We start from the raw sequence: 18,993 nt of genomic DNA, 5'->3' as shown, positions 1-18,993 counted from the left end.
ATTGTAGCGAATACAATCGTGGAAGAAAAGGCGGGATAACGTGAAAAACTCCCTTCTGTCATCGCCAGGTGTTCACCTGTACGCTTTAGAGGGAGTTTTCGCATGTGATCAGGCTACACAGCTTACTTCGTAGCTAGCTGACGCTCCGTTGTTTGCTGCTTCAACGGCTGTCCGACCAATTGTGCTCGTTTGGATCGAATCACGATGGCAGTAATCAACAGCGCGATACCATTGATGATAAATACGTAGCGAATCGGGATGAGTCCTCCGAGAAAACCGCCAATGATTGGCCCCATCATCGTCGCGAGCTGTGTCGAGGATTGGTTCAGGCTAAACGCCCTGCCGCGAAACTCTGGTTCTGTGACTTTCACAATCATGGCGTTGATCGACGGATAAACAGCGGCAAAAAACAGTCCGTACGCGAATCGCAAAATGCCAAATCCATACAGATTCGTGAAGAAAAATTGCAGTAAATTTCCGATGGCTCCACCCATTAAACCGATGAACAAGATTTTGGAATAACCGACATTTGACCCGAGTTTTCCCCATTGTGGAGCAGCTATGACCGTGGCGATTCCTACTGCCGCAAAAATGATGCCAGAGCTGAGGGATGCGTCTTGCTGCGAAGCGCCCAATTGCATGACATACACGGTTAATAAAGGCTCAAGAAGCATAACGGAAATCGTGACCATCAGGCTCATACCAAGAATAGACATCAACGGGCGGTTTGCCAGTGCAGCGCGCAAGTCTTCCCGTACACTCGATCGGCTGCCGGAACGGTTCAAGTTCGTTTCTTTTACGAAGAAAGTAGCGATCAGCGCTGCTACGAGCACGACGAATCCTGAAAAGATGAACGCCTCCGCGTTTCCCCATACATGACTGACAACACCCCCAACCAAAGGACCGATGATTCCTCCTGTTGCTCCCGAAGTAGCCATGATCCCCAGTGCGTAACCGACGTTTTTTTCTGGTGTATTCGTCGCTACCAACGCGATGGCGGCAGGTACGTAGCCGGCAAGCAGGCCCTGGAAGATCCGTAACACAAGAAACAAATAAGGGTCCGTGATCAAATACGTCAAAAAGTACAGCAAAGCGAGGCTAAATCCAGAGCGAATCAACATTGGCTTTCGTCCATATTTGTCCGCGAGAGAGCCCCAAAATGGCGAAATGAGCGCACTTGCCAAAAACGTGATGCCAAACGAAATGCCGGACCAGGCTTCCAGATGCTCATTGACCCCCAGTGAAGTATGGAGGAAGATGGGCAGGAAAGGGATGGAGATGGAGTAGGCGGTACTACAAAAAAATACCCCAACCCATAACACAATCAAATTACGTTTCCATGAAAATTCCATCTTCTGTCACAACCTTTGCAGTTAAAAAGCAGGAATATTGTTATTGATCATTCTAGCATTGCAATTTACCGCTGACCAATTCGGAAATATGATCGGACTATTGCAAAAATGAAATAAGAGGAAACCTTGACTTCATTCGGACAAAAGAAAACCCCCTAATGACAAGAGATGAAGCTCTTGTACTCATTAGGGGATTTTCATGTAAGCAGCAGGTTAATGTCCGGCAGGTGTGCTTATACCCACACGATCAATCAATCGCTTACTTTCATCATTAAGTCCGGTGATGACGACGAATTTGTCCAGCTGTTTGTATTTCTCTACGACTTTCGAGATAGCTGTGACAGCTGACAAATCCCAGACGTGGGAACGAGAAAAGTCAATGATAATTTGCTGGGGATCATCCTGAAAGGAGAATTGGTCGACGAAGTGTGTCATGGTACCGAAGAACAGTTGACCTGAGACGGTGTACACTTTTTCGCCCATATCGCTCTCGTAGGAGGTGGCATGCAAGCGGGCCATCCTCCAGCCAAATATGACCGCACTTAGGATCACACCAGAAATGACCCCTTTTGCCAAATCGTGCGTAGCGACGACGATGATCACTGTAGCAATCATGACAACGGCATCCCCAACAGGAATTTTCCGCAGGTCCCGTATGGACTGCCAGTTAAACGTCCCGATCGAAACCATGACCATTACGCCGACGAGGGCAGCCATCGGGATTTGTTTGACGATGTCTCCAAGGACCAGGATCAGGAACAAGAGAAAAATCCCTGCAACCAAAGTGGACAGACGGCCACGCCCCCCTGATTTCACATTGATAACGGACTGTCCGATCATGGCACAACCAGCCATTCCGCCAAAGAATCCGGTGATGATGTTGGCGATCCCTTGGCCCTTCACTTCCGTATTTTTGTTACTGCGCGTATCGGTCATCTCATCGAGAATGGCGGCCGTCATCAAAGATTCCAGAATCCCGACCAATGCAAGTGGAAAGGAGTAGGGCAGTATGATCATGAGTGTTTCCCAGTTCAACGGGACACTAGGAAGGTGGAACATCGGCAATTGACGTGTGATTTCACCCATGTCGCCAACGGTCCGTACATCAAGACCTGCCCAGATGGAAATGACAGTCATGACGATGATTGCTACGAGAGCGGAAGGGACTGCTTTGGTAAGACGCGGCAACAAATAGATGATCGCGAGCGTTCCAGCCAGCATGACATACATAACCCAGGACGCCCCAATGAAATGGGGTAGCTGAGCCATAAAGATAAGAATAGCCAACGCATTGACGAAACCAATCACAACGGTATGAGGGACAAAGGTCATCAGCCTGCCGATTTTACAGGCCCCTAGTACCAGTTGCAAAATACCAGTCAGAACAGTCGCTGCGAATAAATACTCGATGCCATGCTCCTTGACCAGAGTAATCATTAATAGCGCCATCGCTCCTGTAGCTGCGGAAATCATGCCCGGTCTTCCCCCGACAAATGCAATGGTGACTGCGATACAAAAGGAAGCGTACAATCCAACCATTGGATCGACACCGGCAATAATAGAAAAAGCGATGGCTTCCGGAATCAAGGCAAGTGCAACCGTAATACCTGCTAGCATGTCAGCACGTACGTTAGAAAACCATTCCATTTTTAGTTGTTGAAGGTTCAAATAGGTTCCTCATTTCTGTATCGTATCGTGACTTTCCCCTTTCAGAAAAGTCAGGGCCGTTTTTCACAGTTTTTCATTATAGTAAAAAGGAGTCGTCTTCGCCATCTTTTTTTTAGGAAATGGTATTGGCATTGATTCAATTTTTACCGGTAACTAGTTGAAATAAAGTTCCCCATGAGGGAAGCTTTTCTCATGGGGAACTAAGAAAGGAAATGAGCACATTGAAAAAAACTTTGATATTAATCACTGCAGCATTACTTATAACTGGATGTGCAACTAATCACAAGGATGTTGAAAAGCAAGCATTAACAGGATACGTAACTGAAAAAGATTTTGTAAAAAAAGGTCTCTTAGTTATAGAAAATGATGAAACCAAGACGAGCGATGAGAACTTCTATGCAGCAGAGTGGTATTTCCCAAAAGAAGAAGCCGTATTCCTCGATAGCAAGGGGAATAACATCTCGTATGATGAAATCGAAGTTGGTCACACAGTATCTACATGGTCAACAACACCATCAGCACAATCTTATCCCAGTGGCGCAGAACTCAGTAAACTTGTAATTGATGAAGAAAGCAAAAATCCTTTTAATCAAATGGATGAAAAAAGTGCGATTCAACACGCAATCAATTACTTAAAGAGCACACATAATGATGGAATCATTATTAAAAGTGCAAGGGGACAGAAAGATCATGGGCTAATAAAAGCAACCGACTATGATCATAAAACAGATACTATTTTACAAATTAATGCACAAACTGGAGAAGTAAAAGAGCTTTAGAATTTGTACTCTACTGCACCTAACCTATCCGAGATTTAAGTAAATGAACTGCTAAACGAGCAGATTCAAAAAGTTAAACGATTCCAAGCAATATCTCTTGTTAAACTTTATGGCACCAACGATGAGCATATCGGATATTATTATGAGTTGGAAAATGGAAGAAAGTTATTTCTTTATTGTTTCAGTAAACACTGCAAGGTTCACTCATTTGGGCTCATCTGGGCCTGCAACCTGAGTACTGGCGTAGCAAATGGCGGAAAGTCATATGGCATGTCAGTTTCAAATGTGCGTAGTGGGTTGAAAAGTTACATAAACCGAGGTCACACTCATACTGTGTCAACAGACTCGTTTAATAGTTTTTCTACTTACAAGTATGAAATTGGTAGAAGTCGATGGGACTTGGGATTGGTCGAAAGAATTGTACATTGACTACACAACAAACAAGCCAATTATTACGATGGTATCTTTAGAAGTTTCATGAGTCATTTAAATAAGGAGCAGGTGTTTCTGCTCTTATCATTCCATATAGATGGAGGGCATTCACCATTAAAAAAAAGATGATTTGGAGTGTAGTTAGTGTACTTAGTATTATATTAGTTTGGAACCTTTACACTATATTTTATGGAACATCTGGAGACAGGGCATTGGCTATTAACTATGCAACAGAGTATGTAAGTAAGAAGTATAATTTACCAATTGAGAGCTTAAGGACAGAAGAGCCTACTTACAATTTCTCACATGGGACATATATGACAAAAGTCAGAAATACAAAAGCCCAAGAATCATATCTTATCAATGTTAAAATAACTTCCAATGGTGATATGCAGAGAATTGAAGAATATTCTAAGAATCCGGTAAGGGAATAATGTAAAAAATACTACATGCGTTAATGAGCACACGAGATGTACCCAGTGTAAGCAACAGTAAAGAATGGGTTCAAAACACATCATGAATTGTGTAAAAGATGTTGACCTATTTACAGCACACAATCTCAGTATCAAGATTTGCACGAAGTGAAATTCAGGTTCGAACCTCTCATTCCTTGATGGCCAAGGAGGTTCGAACCGTTTTTTTGTGCCAATGTGCTCAACGAAGAAAAAAATTCCAATAAAGCATCGATATAAAAGACAAATCCATATATAATGAAAATGATTTTCAAAATCAAACACTTGATTGATGTTGTTCTTGAGAGAGAGGAGTTGCTGCTTCAATGCTTCGCAGATTTTTTTCTTACTATCGGCCTTATCGTGGATTATTCATCCTCGACTTCACGTGTGCAGTGTTCGTTGCCTTGTTGGAGTTGGGATTTCCGCTTGCAGTGAATATGGTTGTCGATCAATTACTTCCAAGCAAGGATTGGAACATGATTGTGTGGGCGTGCATTGGACTTTTGGGGTTGTATGGTCTTAACGCCGGGATGAACTATGTCGTCACGTACTGGGGACATAAGCTTGGAATTAATATCGAAACGGATATGCGGAAGAAGCTGTACGACCATATTCAAAAGCTCTCTTTCCGCTTTTTCGATAATACCAAGACGGGGCATCTGCTTTCTCGTCTAACGAATGACTTGATGGAGATTGGGGAGGTCGCTCACCACGGTCCGGAAGATTTGTTTATCGCCGTGATGACGCTGATCGGTGCTTTCCTCCTGATGTTCAATATTAATGAAGAAATGGCGCTGCTTACGTTTTTGGTGATTCCGCTCTTGATATTCTTTGTTGTTTACTTCAACCGTAAAATGACGGGTGCTTTCCATCGTCTGTACGGCGACATGGCGGATTTCAACGCACGTGTTGAGGACAACGTCGGCGGAATGCGTGTCGTACAAGCTTTTGCCAACGAGCAATTTGAAAACAAAAGATTCGAAGAGAACAATCAGCGTTTCCGAATCACCAAGCTGTTGTCCTACAAAATCATGGCCCAAAATATTTCCGTCAGTTACGTGCTGATGCGTTTAGTCAATTTGTTTGTCTTGATTTGCGGCAGCTGGTTTGTTATTCAAGGTGCACTGACTTACGGTGAATTTATCGCTTTCTTGCTGTTAACGAATGTATTTTTCCGTCCGTTAGAGAAAATTAATGCGATTATTGAGAGCTATCCAAAAGGGATTGCCGGCTTTAAGCGCTACATCGAAATCATGGACACAGCACCAGATATTGCGGATGCTCCAGATGCGATTCAGGTAGAGTCGTTGAAGGGCGATATCTCGTACAAGAATGTTTCGTTTAGCTACGACCAAGAGTCTTCTATTCTGCAAAACATTGATTTGAACATCCGGGCGGGCGAGACCATTGCGTTTGTAGGCCCTTCTGGAGCAGGAAAAACCACATTGTGCAGTCTCTTGCCGAGATTTTATGAGATCGACCGGGGCAGCATCACCATTGATGGAATGGATATCCGTCAAATCACGTTAGCGTCATTGCGCAGCCAAATCGGAATCGTTCAGCAAGATGTGTTCCTCTTTTCGGGGACGATCCGAGAAAATATCGTGTATGGAAAACTAAACGCTTCAGAGGAAGAGATCTGGGCAGCAGCACGTCTGGCTAAACTGGAAGAGTTTATCCGTTCTCAGCCTGCTGGTCTGGAGACGATTATTGGTGAACGCGGAGTCAAATTGTCTGGTGGTCAAAAACAAAGATTGGCGATTGCGCGTATGTTCTTGAAAAACCCGCCAATCCTGATTTTGGATGAAGCTACCTCTGCACTCGATACCGAAACGGAGGCGGCGATCCAGCAGTCCTTGCAGGAGTTGTCCAAAGGCCGTACGACTTTGGTGATCGCCCACAGACTGGCAACCATTAAAAATGCAGATCGCATCATCGTTGTAACGGAACAAGGTATCACAGAGCAAGGAAGTCATGATCAGCTCTTGGCTCGTGAAGGCATCTACAGCAGACTGTATCAAGCACAGTTCGGCACGCACCTCGACCAGTCAAACAGCGTTTTTTCTTGATCATGAAAAGAGAGGGAGTTCGTGATGCTAGAATGGGATGACGATTTTATCGCACAACGGTTTGATCTTACTTCTAAAACGAGACCTAATGCCTTATTTTCGATGAAGGCAAGAGATTTGGTAGATCCGAGACATATGAATGAGCTTGTTCAAATCTATGCTCCGCTAATCAAGGCACACGAGCTGACTGCTGCTGGTACTTACATCAGCGGTTGGCTCACGAGCCCTTCTCTCGGTCTTTTGTACATGATCTCTGTCTGGAATCGTGCACTTACCATGAGGCTGGATAATATGACGATTGAATTGTTTTACGAGGAAGACTATCCGCAATTCGCTTTTGTGATCCCGACGTATGAGATCGTAGAAGCGCCTACCAGCGAAGCCGCGCGCGCAATCTGGCTGAAGGAATGCTATCGTGCGTATTTCCAAGACTTCCTACACCCATTGCTCACGACTCTTGCAGAGGTAACGGGAAACCCCGAAGCGATGCTTTGGGGACAGTTCCCGACCAAGTTCAATTACCATACGGATGCTTTTGTGGCGTTGGTAGAACCGGATAGCATCAAGCAGCAAGTGAAGGCTGATTATGATGTCCTCTGTAATCAGCTGGAAGGTGAGAGCTTTGGATTGCAAAAAAATCCATTTCGTGTGCGTGTGCGCTGGATTGAAGACATGCGTGATCCCCAAGCCAAAGTGCGCCTCAAGAATCAATGCTGTTTGTACTATAAGACAGGGGAGCAAAAGTATTGCTATACGTGTCCGCGGATAAAAGAAGAGGAGCGCGCTCTGATGAGAATTCGCGCGTAGCGTTCGTGAGTTTCATACCGGTACATCCATTTTTCGAGTACCCCGAATAAAGGGACGACAGTGGAGGTTTCCTTTCCACTTACAAAATCAAACCCAAGGCTAGGGTCCACAACGTGATCAGGCCTTGGGTTTATCATATTTACTCTTTCTTAGTTTGGTTATCGGAAAATTGTTGTTGAACGGCTTCCAAAAAACGTAGCCATGCCTCGGGCAGCTTGGGCTCTTCGGTAGGGCGGCGCATAATGGAATTGCTGTCGTTTTGTTTTACTCGCTCCATGTTCCATCTATCCTTTCGTGTCCAGCCAATCATGACGCAAGGTAAACAAGTCCCGTAGCTCTTCCGTTGATAGCTCCGTGATCCAGCTTTCGCCCGTCCCGACAATTTGTTGGCTCAACGATAGCTTTCTCTCCATCATCTCATCAATGTGTTCCTCAATTGTCCCAAGTGAGATGAATTTGTAGACGTGAACATTGCGCTGTTGTCCGATACGATGAGCACGGTCAGTGGCCTGATTTTCTACCGCAGGATTCCACCAGCGATCTACGTGAATGACGTGGTTGGCTTCCGTCAAGTTCAAGCCAGTTCCACCCGCGCGCAACGAAAGAATGAAGATGGCCCCGCGTTCATCATCCGGAAGTGTCGGGTCTTGAAAACGAGCGATCATCTCATCGCGTTTTTCTTTTTTCGTGGCTCCATTTAGGAAGTAGACAGGTCCATAGCCTTCTCGCGTCAGCACCCGTTGAAGCATATTGCCCATTTGGATGTATTGGGTAAAAATCAAGCATCGCTCTTTCTTTTGGCGAATATCCTCCACCAATTCGAGCAGTCTTTCCAATTTGTGCGAACGACTGGCTTCATCTGTTGTTGCGATTTCATTCAAAATGAGCGCAGGATGGTCACACAATTGTTTGAGACGTGTCAGTGTTGTCAGAATCAGACCGCGCCGTTCCATAGGGGAGGCTTTTTCCATTCGATCAAACATATCTTGAATCGCTGTCTCATAAAGTGCGCCTTGCTCGGTAGTCAGCGGTACGTATTCCTTGCTCTCATTCTTGTCCGGCAAGTCTAGCTGAATGTTCGGATCGGTTTTCACACGACGGAGCAGGAAAGGCTGAATGAGTCGTTGCACTTGATTGATGAGCTGCTGGTCTTGGTCGCGTTCGATGGGATGGACAAAGCGCTGGGTAAACTCCCCGAGACTTCCCAAGTAACCAGGATTCAAGAAATCAAAAATGGACCAGAGCTCACTCAGACGATTTTCGATTGGAGTGCCTGTGAGAGCGATCCGGTGCCATGCTTTCAAATCGCGCACAGCGGACGCTTGCTTTGTATAGGCGTTTTTAATATTTTGCGCCTCGTCGAGACAAATCGTATCCCATGTAACCATTCCTAGCGCCTGCTCATCCAAATGGGACAGGGCGTAGGAGGTAATCACCAGATCCGCTCCCTTGATCGCTGGCAAAAACGCCTCCTTCTTTTGGCGATCATTGCCGTAATGAATCATGACTTGAAGAGAGGGGGCGAAGCGTTTCAGCTCTTTTTGCCAGTTACCTATGACGGAGGTCGGGCAGATTAAGAGAGAAGGAGTACTGGCTGCGCCATGTTGTTTGACATGAAGCAAATACGTTATAAATTGAACCGTTTTCCCCAATCCCATGTCATCGGCCAGACAAGCTCCCAACCCAAAACGGCGTAAAAAGAACAGCCACGAACTGCCCTCTAGCTGATAATTTCGCAACGTCCCGTGAAAAGTAGATGGCTGCTCCATGATCGGGATGCGCTTTGTTTCTTGCAATTGATTCAACAGCTCTCGCAAATGCTGGTTTAGCTGAACTTCAACCGTTAAAGAAGTGTCGAAATCGAACTCATCATCGGGTAGCTCCTCCACCTCCACAGTAGGGGCGAGGTGCATTCTCATGACATCACGCAGCGTCATGCCGTTTTTCGCTTGGTTTTTCTTGAGCGCTTCCTGCAACTGCAAGAACAGATCGGGAGTCAATTGCACCCAATGCCCGCGAATTTTCAGCAGGCGCTGCTTTTGTTTAATGAGCTCTTCAAATTCCTCTTCGCTGAGCTCCACAGGTCCCAAGGCGAGCTTCCATTCAAAATCCATGAGCTGGGAAACACCCAGGAACGACTGTCTGCTAGCCCCGACAGAGGTTGTAATCTTGGCTTTTAGCTTCGGTTTTACCCGACGCACTTGTTCCCACCAAGCTGGTAGAAAGACGTGAATACCAGCTTGCACCAACTGCAAACTGCTCGACGTCAAAAAGAGCCATGCTTGCTCGTTCGTCAGTCGGGTGAGAAAACGGCTTTGATTCTCCATGGTGTCTTTTTGCCAGGGGAGAATTTCTTTGCATTTGGCCAGGTCCGTGAGAAATCGATTCCAGTGTTCACGCCAGCCAGTGGGGATGTGAGCGGTAGCTACTCCCTCAGCCGTCAATTGGTGTGGCTCAATGAGAAACAACTGATCTGGCTCTTCCCGATTCTGCAAATACACTTGGAGTTGCCAGTCATTAGGGTGCTCCTCGGCCTCGACGATTTGCAAGCATGTGCGAAACGGTGTCGTATCTGGCAGCCAGCCTATCGATTGCAACCATTCTTGTTCCTGAAGGTGTGGAGAAAGCTCGGCGCCCATGACGTACAGAGCTGGATACTGCGTCAATAGCTGCTCCCATGTTCGTCCAATGTCACCTGCGCCTTGCAAGGATTCCTCCACGACAAGCGATAGCCACCTGTGTCCGTACTCCGGAAAATCGCCGGGAGTATGCAGAGCTCTCCAGCCGATTTGGCCTTTTTTCCAGGAAGAAAAATCAGGGGAAAAGGAGCCCTGTGCGAGAGTCTCACGGATCATTCCCGCTACATGCGTAAATTGTTCAAATGGCGTGCTGGATGAATAGGTCCGATGCAAAAGCCACTGGGGGGAGACAAAAAAGGAGAGGGCCTTGGCAGGGCTAAGTAATACGCCATGCTCGTTTTTGTCCAGGAAGGTTCCGTAATAGGAGGACTCATCCCACGCAAAAAGTGTTCCTGCCAATTCTTCTGGATCGACCACTGCTCCTTGTGTGTCTTTGCCAGTAATCAAGAATTGTCCGTCTGCCAAAAGCTCTCCATCTAGAACCAATGTAGTGACGGTATTCATAAGTTGAAATTTCCTCTCCTTAGCTCTTCTTGAAAAGCACGTAACCGATTATGTTTAGCAGATAATTGTTCCACGTATCGTTCCCAGCGCGCATCTTGGTTCGCACAGTTGTAAATCGTCCTTACTTTTTTCATGAGCTTGATAGCTTCTTTGTAGGCCGTTCGGTTTCGTTCCGCAATCAGTCTGTTCACCTCACGCAAATAAAAAGGGAAGAGCAGAGTCGGCTCGGCTACCTCGATTTCTTTCACCTGCACGATCGAGATATCTGCCATAGGCACTTGAAACGACATTTGCAAATCAATCCATTGCTGAAACTGTCGTTCTTCATATAAATAGGCGGCATATTCGTGATAACTGCTCGGTAAGAACTGCTTCAGCTTGGCGCCACACTCGGCTGATCGTCCCACTTTCTCCATCGCTTCCTGCCAAATAGCGATAACGAGGCGGTATTGCTGTGTCTCGGCTTGACCGATTAAGGACGTCAAAGAAGCAGTCCAATCGAGAAATCGTTGCCATTCCCCATTGCGAGCGAATGATTTCATATACGACAAGTAGAAGGAGAGGTTCAAGCGGCTCATTCTTTTCCAGATTTGTAGAGCAGCTTCGTCCTCCTCTTCCATCACATGAAAGTGGGCACGGAGCAGCAACCCTTTTTCCTTTTCGGCGGCAGAACTGTTTTCATCGTTAATAAGCTGATCCAGTACATGGATTTCCTCTTGTATCCACGCTGACTTCTTCAATAGCATCCACCATAACATTTGATAGGCGAATATCCAGTAGAGGGAAGTAGCTTCGTTTTCTTTCAACTGCTTTGTCAGTTGAAGAGTATCTTCGATGGCATCCTGGTGATCAGTTAAAAGAGCAGGGATGTCTGCGAAGTACAATGTCCCTTCTAATTGATCTAATAGCCGCTCGGCGGTCTGAACCAAATCTAGAAACCAGTAGGATTGGCGATACGTTTTGACGAACTGTGTAAGCTTCATGAGATGAAACAGATTGGCATGAATGACAAAAAGTTGTGCCCGATCCTTCGGCCACGAGGCAGCAACACTCAGCACATTTTGGTAGCTCGATAATAATTCAGAGGAAGCTCGATATGATTCCATGGCCGCAAACAGATTGCGTGTCCAGCTCTCAAAAAATGCCCACCATTCTTTGACGGAGCTGTTTGCGGTAAGCGGAGAGGAAACTGACCCTGTATCCTGCTGAACAGGAGTGGCATGGCTATATTTATAAGCAGGAATCAACAAATGTGGAGAAAAAGTAGCTCGTCTTGGTTGTTGGGAGCGGGTCAAAAATGTGCGAGGATTCTCGAACACACTATACATCTGAAAAAACGTAGCAGCAATATGCTTGCAAATACGTGAATAAGGACAAGTACAGGTACTGTTTTGAACCGTTTCCATATCAAGGCGCACATGATACACCTCGGAACCTTGAACATCACTCGTCAAATATTGGCCTTGTTCTACGCGAGTATTGAAGACGACGCCATCTGAAAAGTACGTATAGCCCCGTTCAATGATGTGTACTTCGACGGCAATTAGGATTTGCTCGCCTAGCTGTATCGCTTGTTCCCGAGTCAACTCTCTTTGCAACATGTAGTCAGATCCTCCGAACGAAGTGTCATCCCTCCATTATAACCCAAAACGCGGAGAATGGAAAAAGATGCGTGTGTTCGCAGGGTCAATAAAATGGTTTGGGCTATCAGCAGAAACAATACTTAATTTTTGAGGGGACTGGGTGTATACTGTACACGTCGAATGAAAAGCAACTAAATACAATGTGTTTTGTTGTTTTTGGTTTTGTTTGTACAACAAGAGAGAGAAGGGGCACACATGCTATCGATTTCGATTCTGCTCGTATTATCGTCAGGTCTTGCACACGCAGTCTGGAACCTGTTCACGAAAAAAAGTGAGAACAAAATGGCGTTTCTTTGGTTAATCACATTGCCAACAACCGTGATCCTCCTGCCTGTTCTCCTTTGGGAATTGATGCACGTACAACTGACATGGTCTTTGGTTCTTTTTCTGTCTATGTCCTTTTTCTTTCAAGGATGCTATACCTTATTGATTTCAAAGGCGTATACATACGGGGATATCTCACAGGTTTACCCCATCATGAGGGGAACGGGGACGCTTCTCATTCCGTTTTTTAGCGCGATTTTCTTTCAAGAGTATTTATCGGTACCAGGATGGCTGGGGGTCATTTGCATCGTCATCGGAGTCTTCGCCATTAGCGGGATGATAGGGCCAAATCGTCAGGCACAACCAGTGAATCCGCTCGCCCTGCGATACGCTGTTGCTGTTGGACTATGCATTACTGGATACACGTTAACCGACAAGCAAATCGTCCAGCAATTATCTCCATTCGCTTTATTGGAAATAACGAACTTTGCCTGTCTGATTGTCGCTGGGGGCTTCGTTTGGAAGAAGGGACTTATCCGCCGTGAGTGGCAAAAAAATTGGCAAACGATTGTACTCGGTGCCATCCTGTCACCAGGTTCGTATTTATTGTTTTTATTTGCCATGACATTGGCACCGCTGGCAGCTATTGCGCCCATTCGTGAGGTAAGTACGGTTTTTGGTACGCTGCTCGGGGTCTTCTTGTTAAAGGAGCGACAACGCTTATGGCGTTTATCCATGTCTTTGATGATCACGATTGGCATTATTACCATTGCTGTCTGGGGCTAAAGGCTAGATGAAGAGTCGGCTGGGAGGAATCCTGGCTGACTATTTTTTTTACTACCTGGGAAAGATGAAGGGGTAAGAAAATAACGGCTAAGGATGATCAAAATGGATGCAAAAGCAATTGCTCCGATCACTCATAAGCGGAAGAAAAAAAGAAGGATCGCAGTAAGAACTCTCGGAATCATCATTGGAGCCTTGTTGGTGGCAGTCGGTCTGGAAATCTTTCTGGTTCCAAACAACATCATTGATGGTGGTGTTACTGGCGTTTCCATTATGGTCTCAAAGCTGACGGGAGGCCCACTCGGCTTATTTTTATTCCTGCTGAACCTGCCCTTTTTACTTATTGGCTACAAGCAAATTGGCAAGACCTTTGCCATCTCTACACTCTTCGGTGTCGTTGTAATGTCGGTGGGGACGAGCTACCTCCATCATGTTCCTAGCTTGACGGACGATTTGCTTCTCTCTGCTGTTTTTGGTGGGATCATCATCGGAATCGGTGTGGGACTTGTCATTCGCGCGGGCGGTTCCTTGGATGGAACGGAAATTGTTGCGATCCTGATGACGAGGAAAAGTCCGTTTTCGGTCGGCGAAATGGTCATGTTTTTTAACATTTTTATTCTAGGCAGTGCCGGCTTCATTTTTGGGTGGGACCGAGCCATGTACTCGTTAATTGCTTACTACATCGCTTATAAAATGATCGACATTACGATGGTCGGACTCGAACAATCCAGATCAGTGTGGATCATCAGTGATTATCCAGCCGAAATTGGCGATGCGTTAACGGCGAGACTGGGGCGAGGAATTACCTATTTGAATGGGGAAGGTGGCTACTCCGGAGACGTCAAAAAAGTCATCTTCTGTGTCATCACCCGATTGGAAGAAGCAAAGCTGAAATCCATCGTGGAGGAAATCGATTCCTCTGCATTTTTGGCAATCGGTCATATTCACGATGTTTCGGGTGGACGGTTTAAGAAAAAGAATATTCACTAAAACCTTACGTACAAACTACCCCTGAGCCAGTAGGTAAAACGACCTGATTGCGAAGGGGTAAAAATGTATTGACGAAAATAACAGAATTCATTTAATATTGTGTCATGCCAAAATACAAAATAACGTTCCGTATTTTGGGACAGTCGAATGGTGATGAAAATGGAAAAAACAGAAAAAACGGCAAACCGAAGTGTGTTAAAAACGCTAGAGTTTCTCGAATATTTTATCCAAAACAGTGAGTTAAGCCTGGCTGAGCTTGTCGAGTTGTCAGATATGCCGAAGAGTACGGTGTTTCGAATTCTTCAGACGCTCGAAATGCGCGGCTTTGTCTCCAAAACGACCGCTCATAATCCGCCTAAATACCAATTGGGATTGAAGCTGCTGGAGTTTGGGAACATTGTTGCCCAACGGCTGGAGATCAGGAAAATCGCGCTCCCGTATATGCTGCAGCTACGAGATACGGTGGATGAGGCAGTCAACCTGATTATTCGTGATCAAGACGAAGGGGTTTACATCGAAAAAGTCGATACCCGCCAGTACGTTCGTGTATATACGCAGGTAGGCAGAAAATCACCGTTGTACGCAGGGGCATGCCCGCGCATTTTACTCTCATTTCTGCCGGATCATGAAATCGAAGAATTGTTGAACCGGGTAGACATGAAGAAAATCTCACCAGACACAAATATAGACAAAGATCTACTATGGCAATGGATTCACGATGCACGTGAAAACGGCTATACAGTAAGCTACGGTGAATTGGAGCCGGATTCCGCAGCCATTGCTGTACCTATTCGAGATTTTACGGGACAAGTCATAGCTGGCTTGAGCTTGGCTGGAGCTACATCACGCTTTCAGCCAGATCGATTGGAATATTTGGTACAGGAGACAAAAGCGGTAGCGAATCAAATCATGAGCAAGCTGGGCTATTCAGATGCAAAGGCGGGACTTTGATGCTGGAAATCAAAAATCTTCAGACGAGATTCCGAACCGATAATGGGGAAATTACCGTTTTGGATGGCGTTAGTTTTCAAATCAACAAAGGTGAGACGATTGGAGTAGTAGGGGAGTCGGGTTGTGGGAAAAGTGTCACCTCACTATCCATCATGGGGCTTCTGCCGAGAACCGCGCGAATCACTGGAGGAGAGATCCTGTACAACGGTGAAAATCTGATTGCCTACTCCAAGGATCAGATGAGGAAGGTACGGGGAAAAGAGATCGCGATGATTTTTCAAGAACCGATGACCTCACTCAATCCGGTTTATACAATCGGGGCGCAGATCATGGAGCTCGTCTTGAATCATACAAGTATGAACAAAAAACAAGCCAAAGAGCATGCGATCCAAATGCTAAAGCTGGTCGGGATTCCGAGAGCGGAAGAAATCGTTGATGAGTATCCGCATCAGCTATCTGGCGGGATGAGGCAGCGTGTGATGATCGCGATGGCGATGTCCTGTAGTCCATCTCTATTGGTTGCAGATGAGCCTACGACCGCACTAGACGTGACTATTCAGGCGCAGATTCTTGACCTGATGAGAGAGCTACAGCAGAAGAGCGAGATGACCATCATGCTAATCACGCACGATCTTGGTGTGGTAGCAGAGATGTGTGATCGGGTGGTCGTCATGTATGCAGGGCAAGTCGTCGAGGAAGCCGAGGTAGAAAAGTTATTTGATACGCCAAAGCATCCCTACACGGTTGGTTTGTTGGGCTCGATCCCGGATATCGACACAGAGCAGGAGTACTTGTTTACGATTGGCGGGACCGTTCCGAGTCCAGGTCAGATGCCCGCAGGATGTCGTTTTGCTGAACGCTGCCAGAAGGCTTTTGACAAATGCTACGAGCAAGCTCCACCGTTATTCGATCTGAATGATGGTACCAAAAGCAGATGCTGGCTGTATGAGTAAGCGGAAAGGATGTGGACCTTTTGGAAAAATCAGAATCTACTCCCTTGCTCGAGGTGAGAGGGTTAAAAAAATACTTTCCAATTCGCAGTGGATTATTGAAGAAGGTAACGAATCACGTAAAAGCTGTTGACGATCTCTCTTTTACCGTTGCAAAGGGAGAGACGCTCGGAATTGTAGGGGAATCCGGTTGCGGGAAGTCAACCACAGGTAGAGCCATTCTACGATTGCTCGAGCCTACGGGTGGCGAAGTGATTTTTCAAGGAGAGAATTTAGCGGCCCTTTCCCCAAATGAGATGAGGATGAAGCGAAAGGATTTGCAAATCATTTTCCAAGACCCGTTCGCATCCCTCAATCCGCGCATGACGGTCGGGGAGATCATTGAAGAGCCGATGATCATATTCGAACTGTATGAAACGTCAAAAGAACGCAAGGAAAAAGTAGCGGAATTGATGCAGGTCGTCGGTTTGAAACCAGAAAATTCGGAACGTTTTCCGCATGAGTTTAGTGGTGGTCAGAGACAGCGGATCGGCATTGCACGTGCGCTAGCGCTTAATCCCAAGCTGATTGTGGCAGATGAGCCAGTATCTGCGCTCGATGTATCGATTCAATCCCAGGTATTGAACCTGATGAGAGACTTGCAAAAGCAATACGGACTCACTTACATATTCATCTCTCACAACTTGAGCGTCGTGAAGCATTTTTGCGACAGGATCGGTGTGATGTATTTGGGACGGATGGTTGAGCTGGCACCCAAAAATGCGCTATATGAAGAGCCACTGCATCCTTATACGCGCTCATTACTATCCGCAGTTCCGATTGCCAAGCCAAAAATGAAGCGTGAGCGCATCATCTTGACTGGTGATGTACCGAGTCCTGCGAATCCTCCGAGTGGCTGTACGTTTCATACGCGTTGTCCGGAGTGTATGGAAATTTGCAAAACGGACAAGCCCGAATTTCAATCGATGGGCGATGGTCGATATGTTGCCTGTCATTTGTATAACCAATAGGAACAAATGACGGCTATCATATTTTTTCAACATGAATTCCAGAACGAAAAGAAAAGGGGGACTTGTTTTGAAAAAGAAGGTAGGTATCAGCGCTTGCTCCGCATTACTTGTGCTTGCTGCTGCTTTGGGCGGATGTTCCAGTAAGCCGGCTGACACTAGCACACAGGCAAATCCGCAACCGAAAACAGTAGCGCAAGCTCCGGCAAAAAATGAACTCACACTTGGTGTGAATGGAGATCCGCACTCTTGGGATCCGATTGATACGTTTTTGCTTGATTGGAGTACGGTAGCAACATCTGTATTTGAAGGCTTAGTCGAGCGTACCACTGACTTGAAAATTCAGCCAGGACTCGCTGAATCGTGGGAGTTCAAGGATGATAAGACACTTCAGTTTAAACTTCGTCAAGGAGTTACCTTCCACAACGGCGAGCCATTCAACGCGGAAGCAGTGAAATTTACATTTGATCGCCTGCTTGGTGAAGAAGGAAAAAAAGGACCACAGCAAGCGAACTACACTTCGATTGACCGTGTAGAAGTGGTAGACGAGTTTACAGTCAACATGATTCTCAAGGAAAAAGATCCTGTGTTCATTACAAAGCTGGCAGGCTATGGCGCTGTGATCGTTCCGCCTAAGTATTACAAGGAAAAAGGGGACGAGTACTTTAACACACATCCGGTAGGTACGGGTCCTTTCAAAATGGATAGCTATGAAAAAGATAACAAGGTTGTATTGGTGAAAAATGAAAACTATTGGAAGCAAGGTCAACCGAAGCTAGAAAAAGTAACGTTCCGTTTTATTCCAGAAGCGACTACTCGTCTAGCTGAAATGCAAACAGGTGCCATCGACATTATGAAAAAAGTCGAGATTAGCCAAACAGAATCCATCAAGGGTATGTCTGATCTTGAACTAATGCAAGTCGGGTCGCCAACCGTTTATTCGATTCGATTCAATACATCGATGAAGCCAGTCGACAATGTAAAAGTCCGTGAAGCGATTGCTTACGCGATTGATGCAGACTTGATTATCGAAACGCTGCTCAGCGGATATGGTAAGCGCGTCAATTCATTCCAAAGCGATATGTCTTTCGGCTATGATGCTAACCTGCCATTACGTAATTATGATCCAGAAAAAGCAAAACAACTGCTCGCAGAAGCAGGTGTGAAGGAAGGAACTGAGCTTGATCTCTTCCTCCCTGGTACAGATGCTACGTTTAAAGAGGTAGCACAAGCAATCGAAATGCAATTAGGCCAAGTCGGTCTCAAGGTGAAGCTGAATCTGGTGGACGCTTCCACATTTACTTCTGACCTCATTCCGAAGGGAAAAGCAGGACATATGTACCGGAATGGCTGGGGTGGATGGACGCTCGACTTTGATAATACTGCCTATCTGATGTATCACAAAGGCGAGTTCTGGAACCCTGATTTCCATGACGAAAAAGTAGAGGAGCTCTTGAAAGCAGAACGCTCCACGTTTGACCAAGAAAAGCGTATGGCAGCATTTAAAGAGCTGAATCAACGTCTGTATGAGCTAGTCCCAGATGTACCGCTTTATCAAACGATCAACCTGTGGGCTGCGAACAAACGAGTAAAAGGATTCCAACCTCCGGCAGATGAACGTATCGATTTGCGCGAAGTATCGGTTGAATAAGGAATGTTTTGAGCAGGGGAGTAGAAGATGTCTCTTCTATTCCCTTCAT

The 18,993-nt window shown here is 45.9% G+C and carries 15 protein-coding genes; 10 read left to right on the top strand and 5 right to left on the bottom strand.

The window, feature by feature from the left end; genetic code table 11:
- Positions 1 to 122: 122 nt before the first annotated feature.
- Both E8L90_RS09660 and E8L90_RS09655 read right to left on the bottom strand, forming a co-directional pair.
- Positions 123 to 1,352: an MFS transporter gene (locus E8L90_RS09660; protein WP_137029203.1), complete on the bottom strand. Its 1,230-nt coding sequence runs from the start codon at positions 1,350 to 1,352 to the stop codon at positions 123 to 125.
- Between the two features lie 213 nt (positions 1,353 to 1,565).
- On the bottom strand, positions 1,566 to 3,020 hold the full coding sequence (locus tag E8L90_RS09655) for a SulP family inorganic anion transporter (protein WP_244297191.1): 1,455 nt from the start codon (positions 3,018 to 3,020) through the stop codon (positions 1,566 to 1,568).
- A 212-nt stretch (positions 3,021 to 3,232) separates the two neighbouring features.
- Between E8L90_RS09655 and E8L90_RS09650 the strand changes: the two genes are divergently transcribed.
- The 4 genes from E8L90_RS09650 (at position 3,233) to E8L90_RS09635 (ending at position 7,562) form a co-directional block, all read left to right on the top strand.
- On the top strand, positions 3,233 to 3,799 hold the full coding sequence (locus E8L90_RS09650; RefSeq protein WP_137029202.1) for a YobA family protein: 567 nt from the start codon (positions 3,233 to 3,235) through the stop codon (positions 3,797 to 3,799).
- 557 nt (positions 3,800 to 4,356) lie between these two features.
- Positions 4,357 to 4,665, top strand: coding sequence for a YfjL-like protein (locus E8L90_RS09645; protein ID WP_137029201.1), 309 nt, complete (start codon positions 4,357 to 4,359; stop codon positions 4,663 to 4,665).
- Positions 4,666 to 5,009: 344 nt separating this feature from the next.
- Positions 5,010 to 6,755, top strand: a complete 1,746-nt coding sequence (locus E8L90_RS09640; protein WP_137029200.1) for an ABC transporter ATP-binding protein — start codon at positions 5,010 to 5,012, stop codon at positions 6,753 to 6,755.
- A 24-nt stretch (positions 6,756 to 6,779) separates the two neighbouring features.
- The gene (locus E8L90_RS09635; protein ID WP_137029199.1) at positions 6,780 to 7,562 is read left to right on the top strand and encodes a ferric iron reductase; all 783 of its coding nucleotides are present in this window, start codon (positions 6,780 to 6,782) and stop codon (positions 7,560 to 7,562) included.
- Positions 7,563 to 7,701: 139 nt separating this feature from the next.
- Here the strand turns inward: E8L90_RS09635 and E8L90_RS30245 are convergent, their stop codons facing one another.
- From E8L90_RS30245 to E8L90_RS09625, 3 genes are read right to left on the bottom strand one after another with little or no spacing between them, the layout of a single operon-like run.
- Entirely contained in the window at positions 7,702 to 7,839 is a 138-nt protein-coding gene (locus tag E8L90_RS30245; RefSeq protein ID WP_167497592.1) for a hypothetical protein, read from the bottom strand.
- 7 nt (positions 7,840 to 7,846) lie between these two features.
- Complete coding sequence (locus E8L90_RS09630) at positions 7,847 to 10,705, bottom strand: DEAD/DEAH box helicase (protein ID WP_137029198.1); 2,859 nt, start codon at positions 10,703 to 10,705, stop codon at positions 7,847 to 7,849.
- Positions 10,702 to 12,306, bottom strand: a complete 1,605-nt coding sequence (locus tag E8L90_RS09625) for an SWIM zinc finger family protein (protein WP_137029197.1) — start codon at positions 12,304 to 12,306, stop codon at positions 10,702 to 10,704. The genes E8L90_RS09630 and E8L90_RS09625 overlap by 4 nt, the downstream gene beginning before the upstream one ends.
- 237 nt (positions 12,307 to 12,543) lie before the next feature.
- Between E8L90_RS09625 and E8L90_RS09620 the strand changes: the two genes are divergently transcribed.
- The 6 genes from E8L90_RS09620 to E8L90_RS09595 all read left to right on the top strand — a co-directional run bounded on the left by E8L90_RS09620 (position 12,544) and on the right by E8L90_RS09595 (position 18,944).
- Positions 12,544 to 13,398 carry a DMT family transporter gene (locus tag E8L90_RS09620; protein WP_137029196.1) on the top strand — a complete coding sequence of 285 codons (855 nt, stop codon included), beginning with the start codon at positions 12,544 to 12,546 and terminating at the stop codon, positions 13,396 to 13,398.
- A gap of 102 nt (positions 13,399 to 13,500) precedes the next feature.
- A complete protein-coding gene (locus E8L90_RS09615) occupies positions 13,501 to 14,385 on the top strand; it encodes a YitT family protein (RefSeq protein WP_137033372.1) in 885 nt (294 codons plus the stop codon).
- Positions 14,386 to 14,544: 159 nt separating this feature from the next.
- On the top strand, positions 14,545 to 15,336 hold the full coding sequence (locus E8L90_RS09610) for an IclR family transcriptional regulator (protein ID WP_244297190.1): 792 nt from the start codon (positions 14,545 to 14,547) through the stop codon (positions 15,334 to 15,336).
- Positions 15,336 to 16,289 (top strand): ABC transporter ATP-binding protein, encoded by a 954-nt coding sequence (locus E8L90_RS09605; protein WP_137029194.1) that lies wholly within the window; start codon positions 15,336 to 15,338, stop codon positions 16,287 to 16,289. The genes E8L90_RS09610 and E8L90_RS09605 overlap by 1 nt, the downstream gene beginning before the upstream one ends.
- A 20-nt stretch (positions 16,290 to 16,309) precedes the next feature.
- On the top strand, positions 16,310 to 17,296 hold the full coding sequence (locus E8L90_RS09600; protein WP_162309072.1) for an ABC transporter ATP-binding protein: 987 nt from the start codon (positions 16,310 to 16,312) through the stop codon (positions 17,294 to 17,296).
- A gap of 67 nt (positions 17,297 to 17,363) precedes the next feature.
- Positions 17,364 to 18,944 carry an ABC transporter substrate-binding protein gene (locus E8L90_RS09595; protein ID WP_137029192.1) on the top strand — a complete coding sequence of 527 codons (1,581 nt, stop codon included), beginning with the start codon at positions 17,364 to 17,366 and terminating at the stop codon, positions 18,942 to 18,944.
- Positions 18,945 to 18,993: the final 49 nt, after the last annotated feature.

This window comes from Brevibacillus antibioticus, from assembly GCF_005217615.1.
Lineage (GTDB): Bacteria > Bacillota > Bacilli > Brevibacillales > Brevibacillaceae > Brevibacillus > Brevibacillus antibioticus.
The sequence above is the reverse complement of the archived record's forward strand: the minus strand, read 5'-3'. Positions and strand labels throughout refer to the sequence as shown.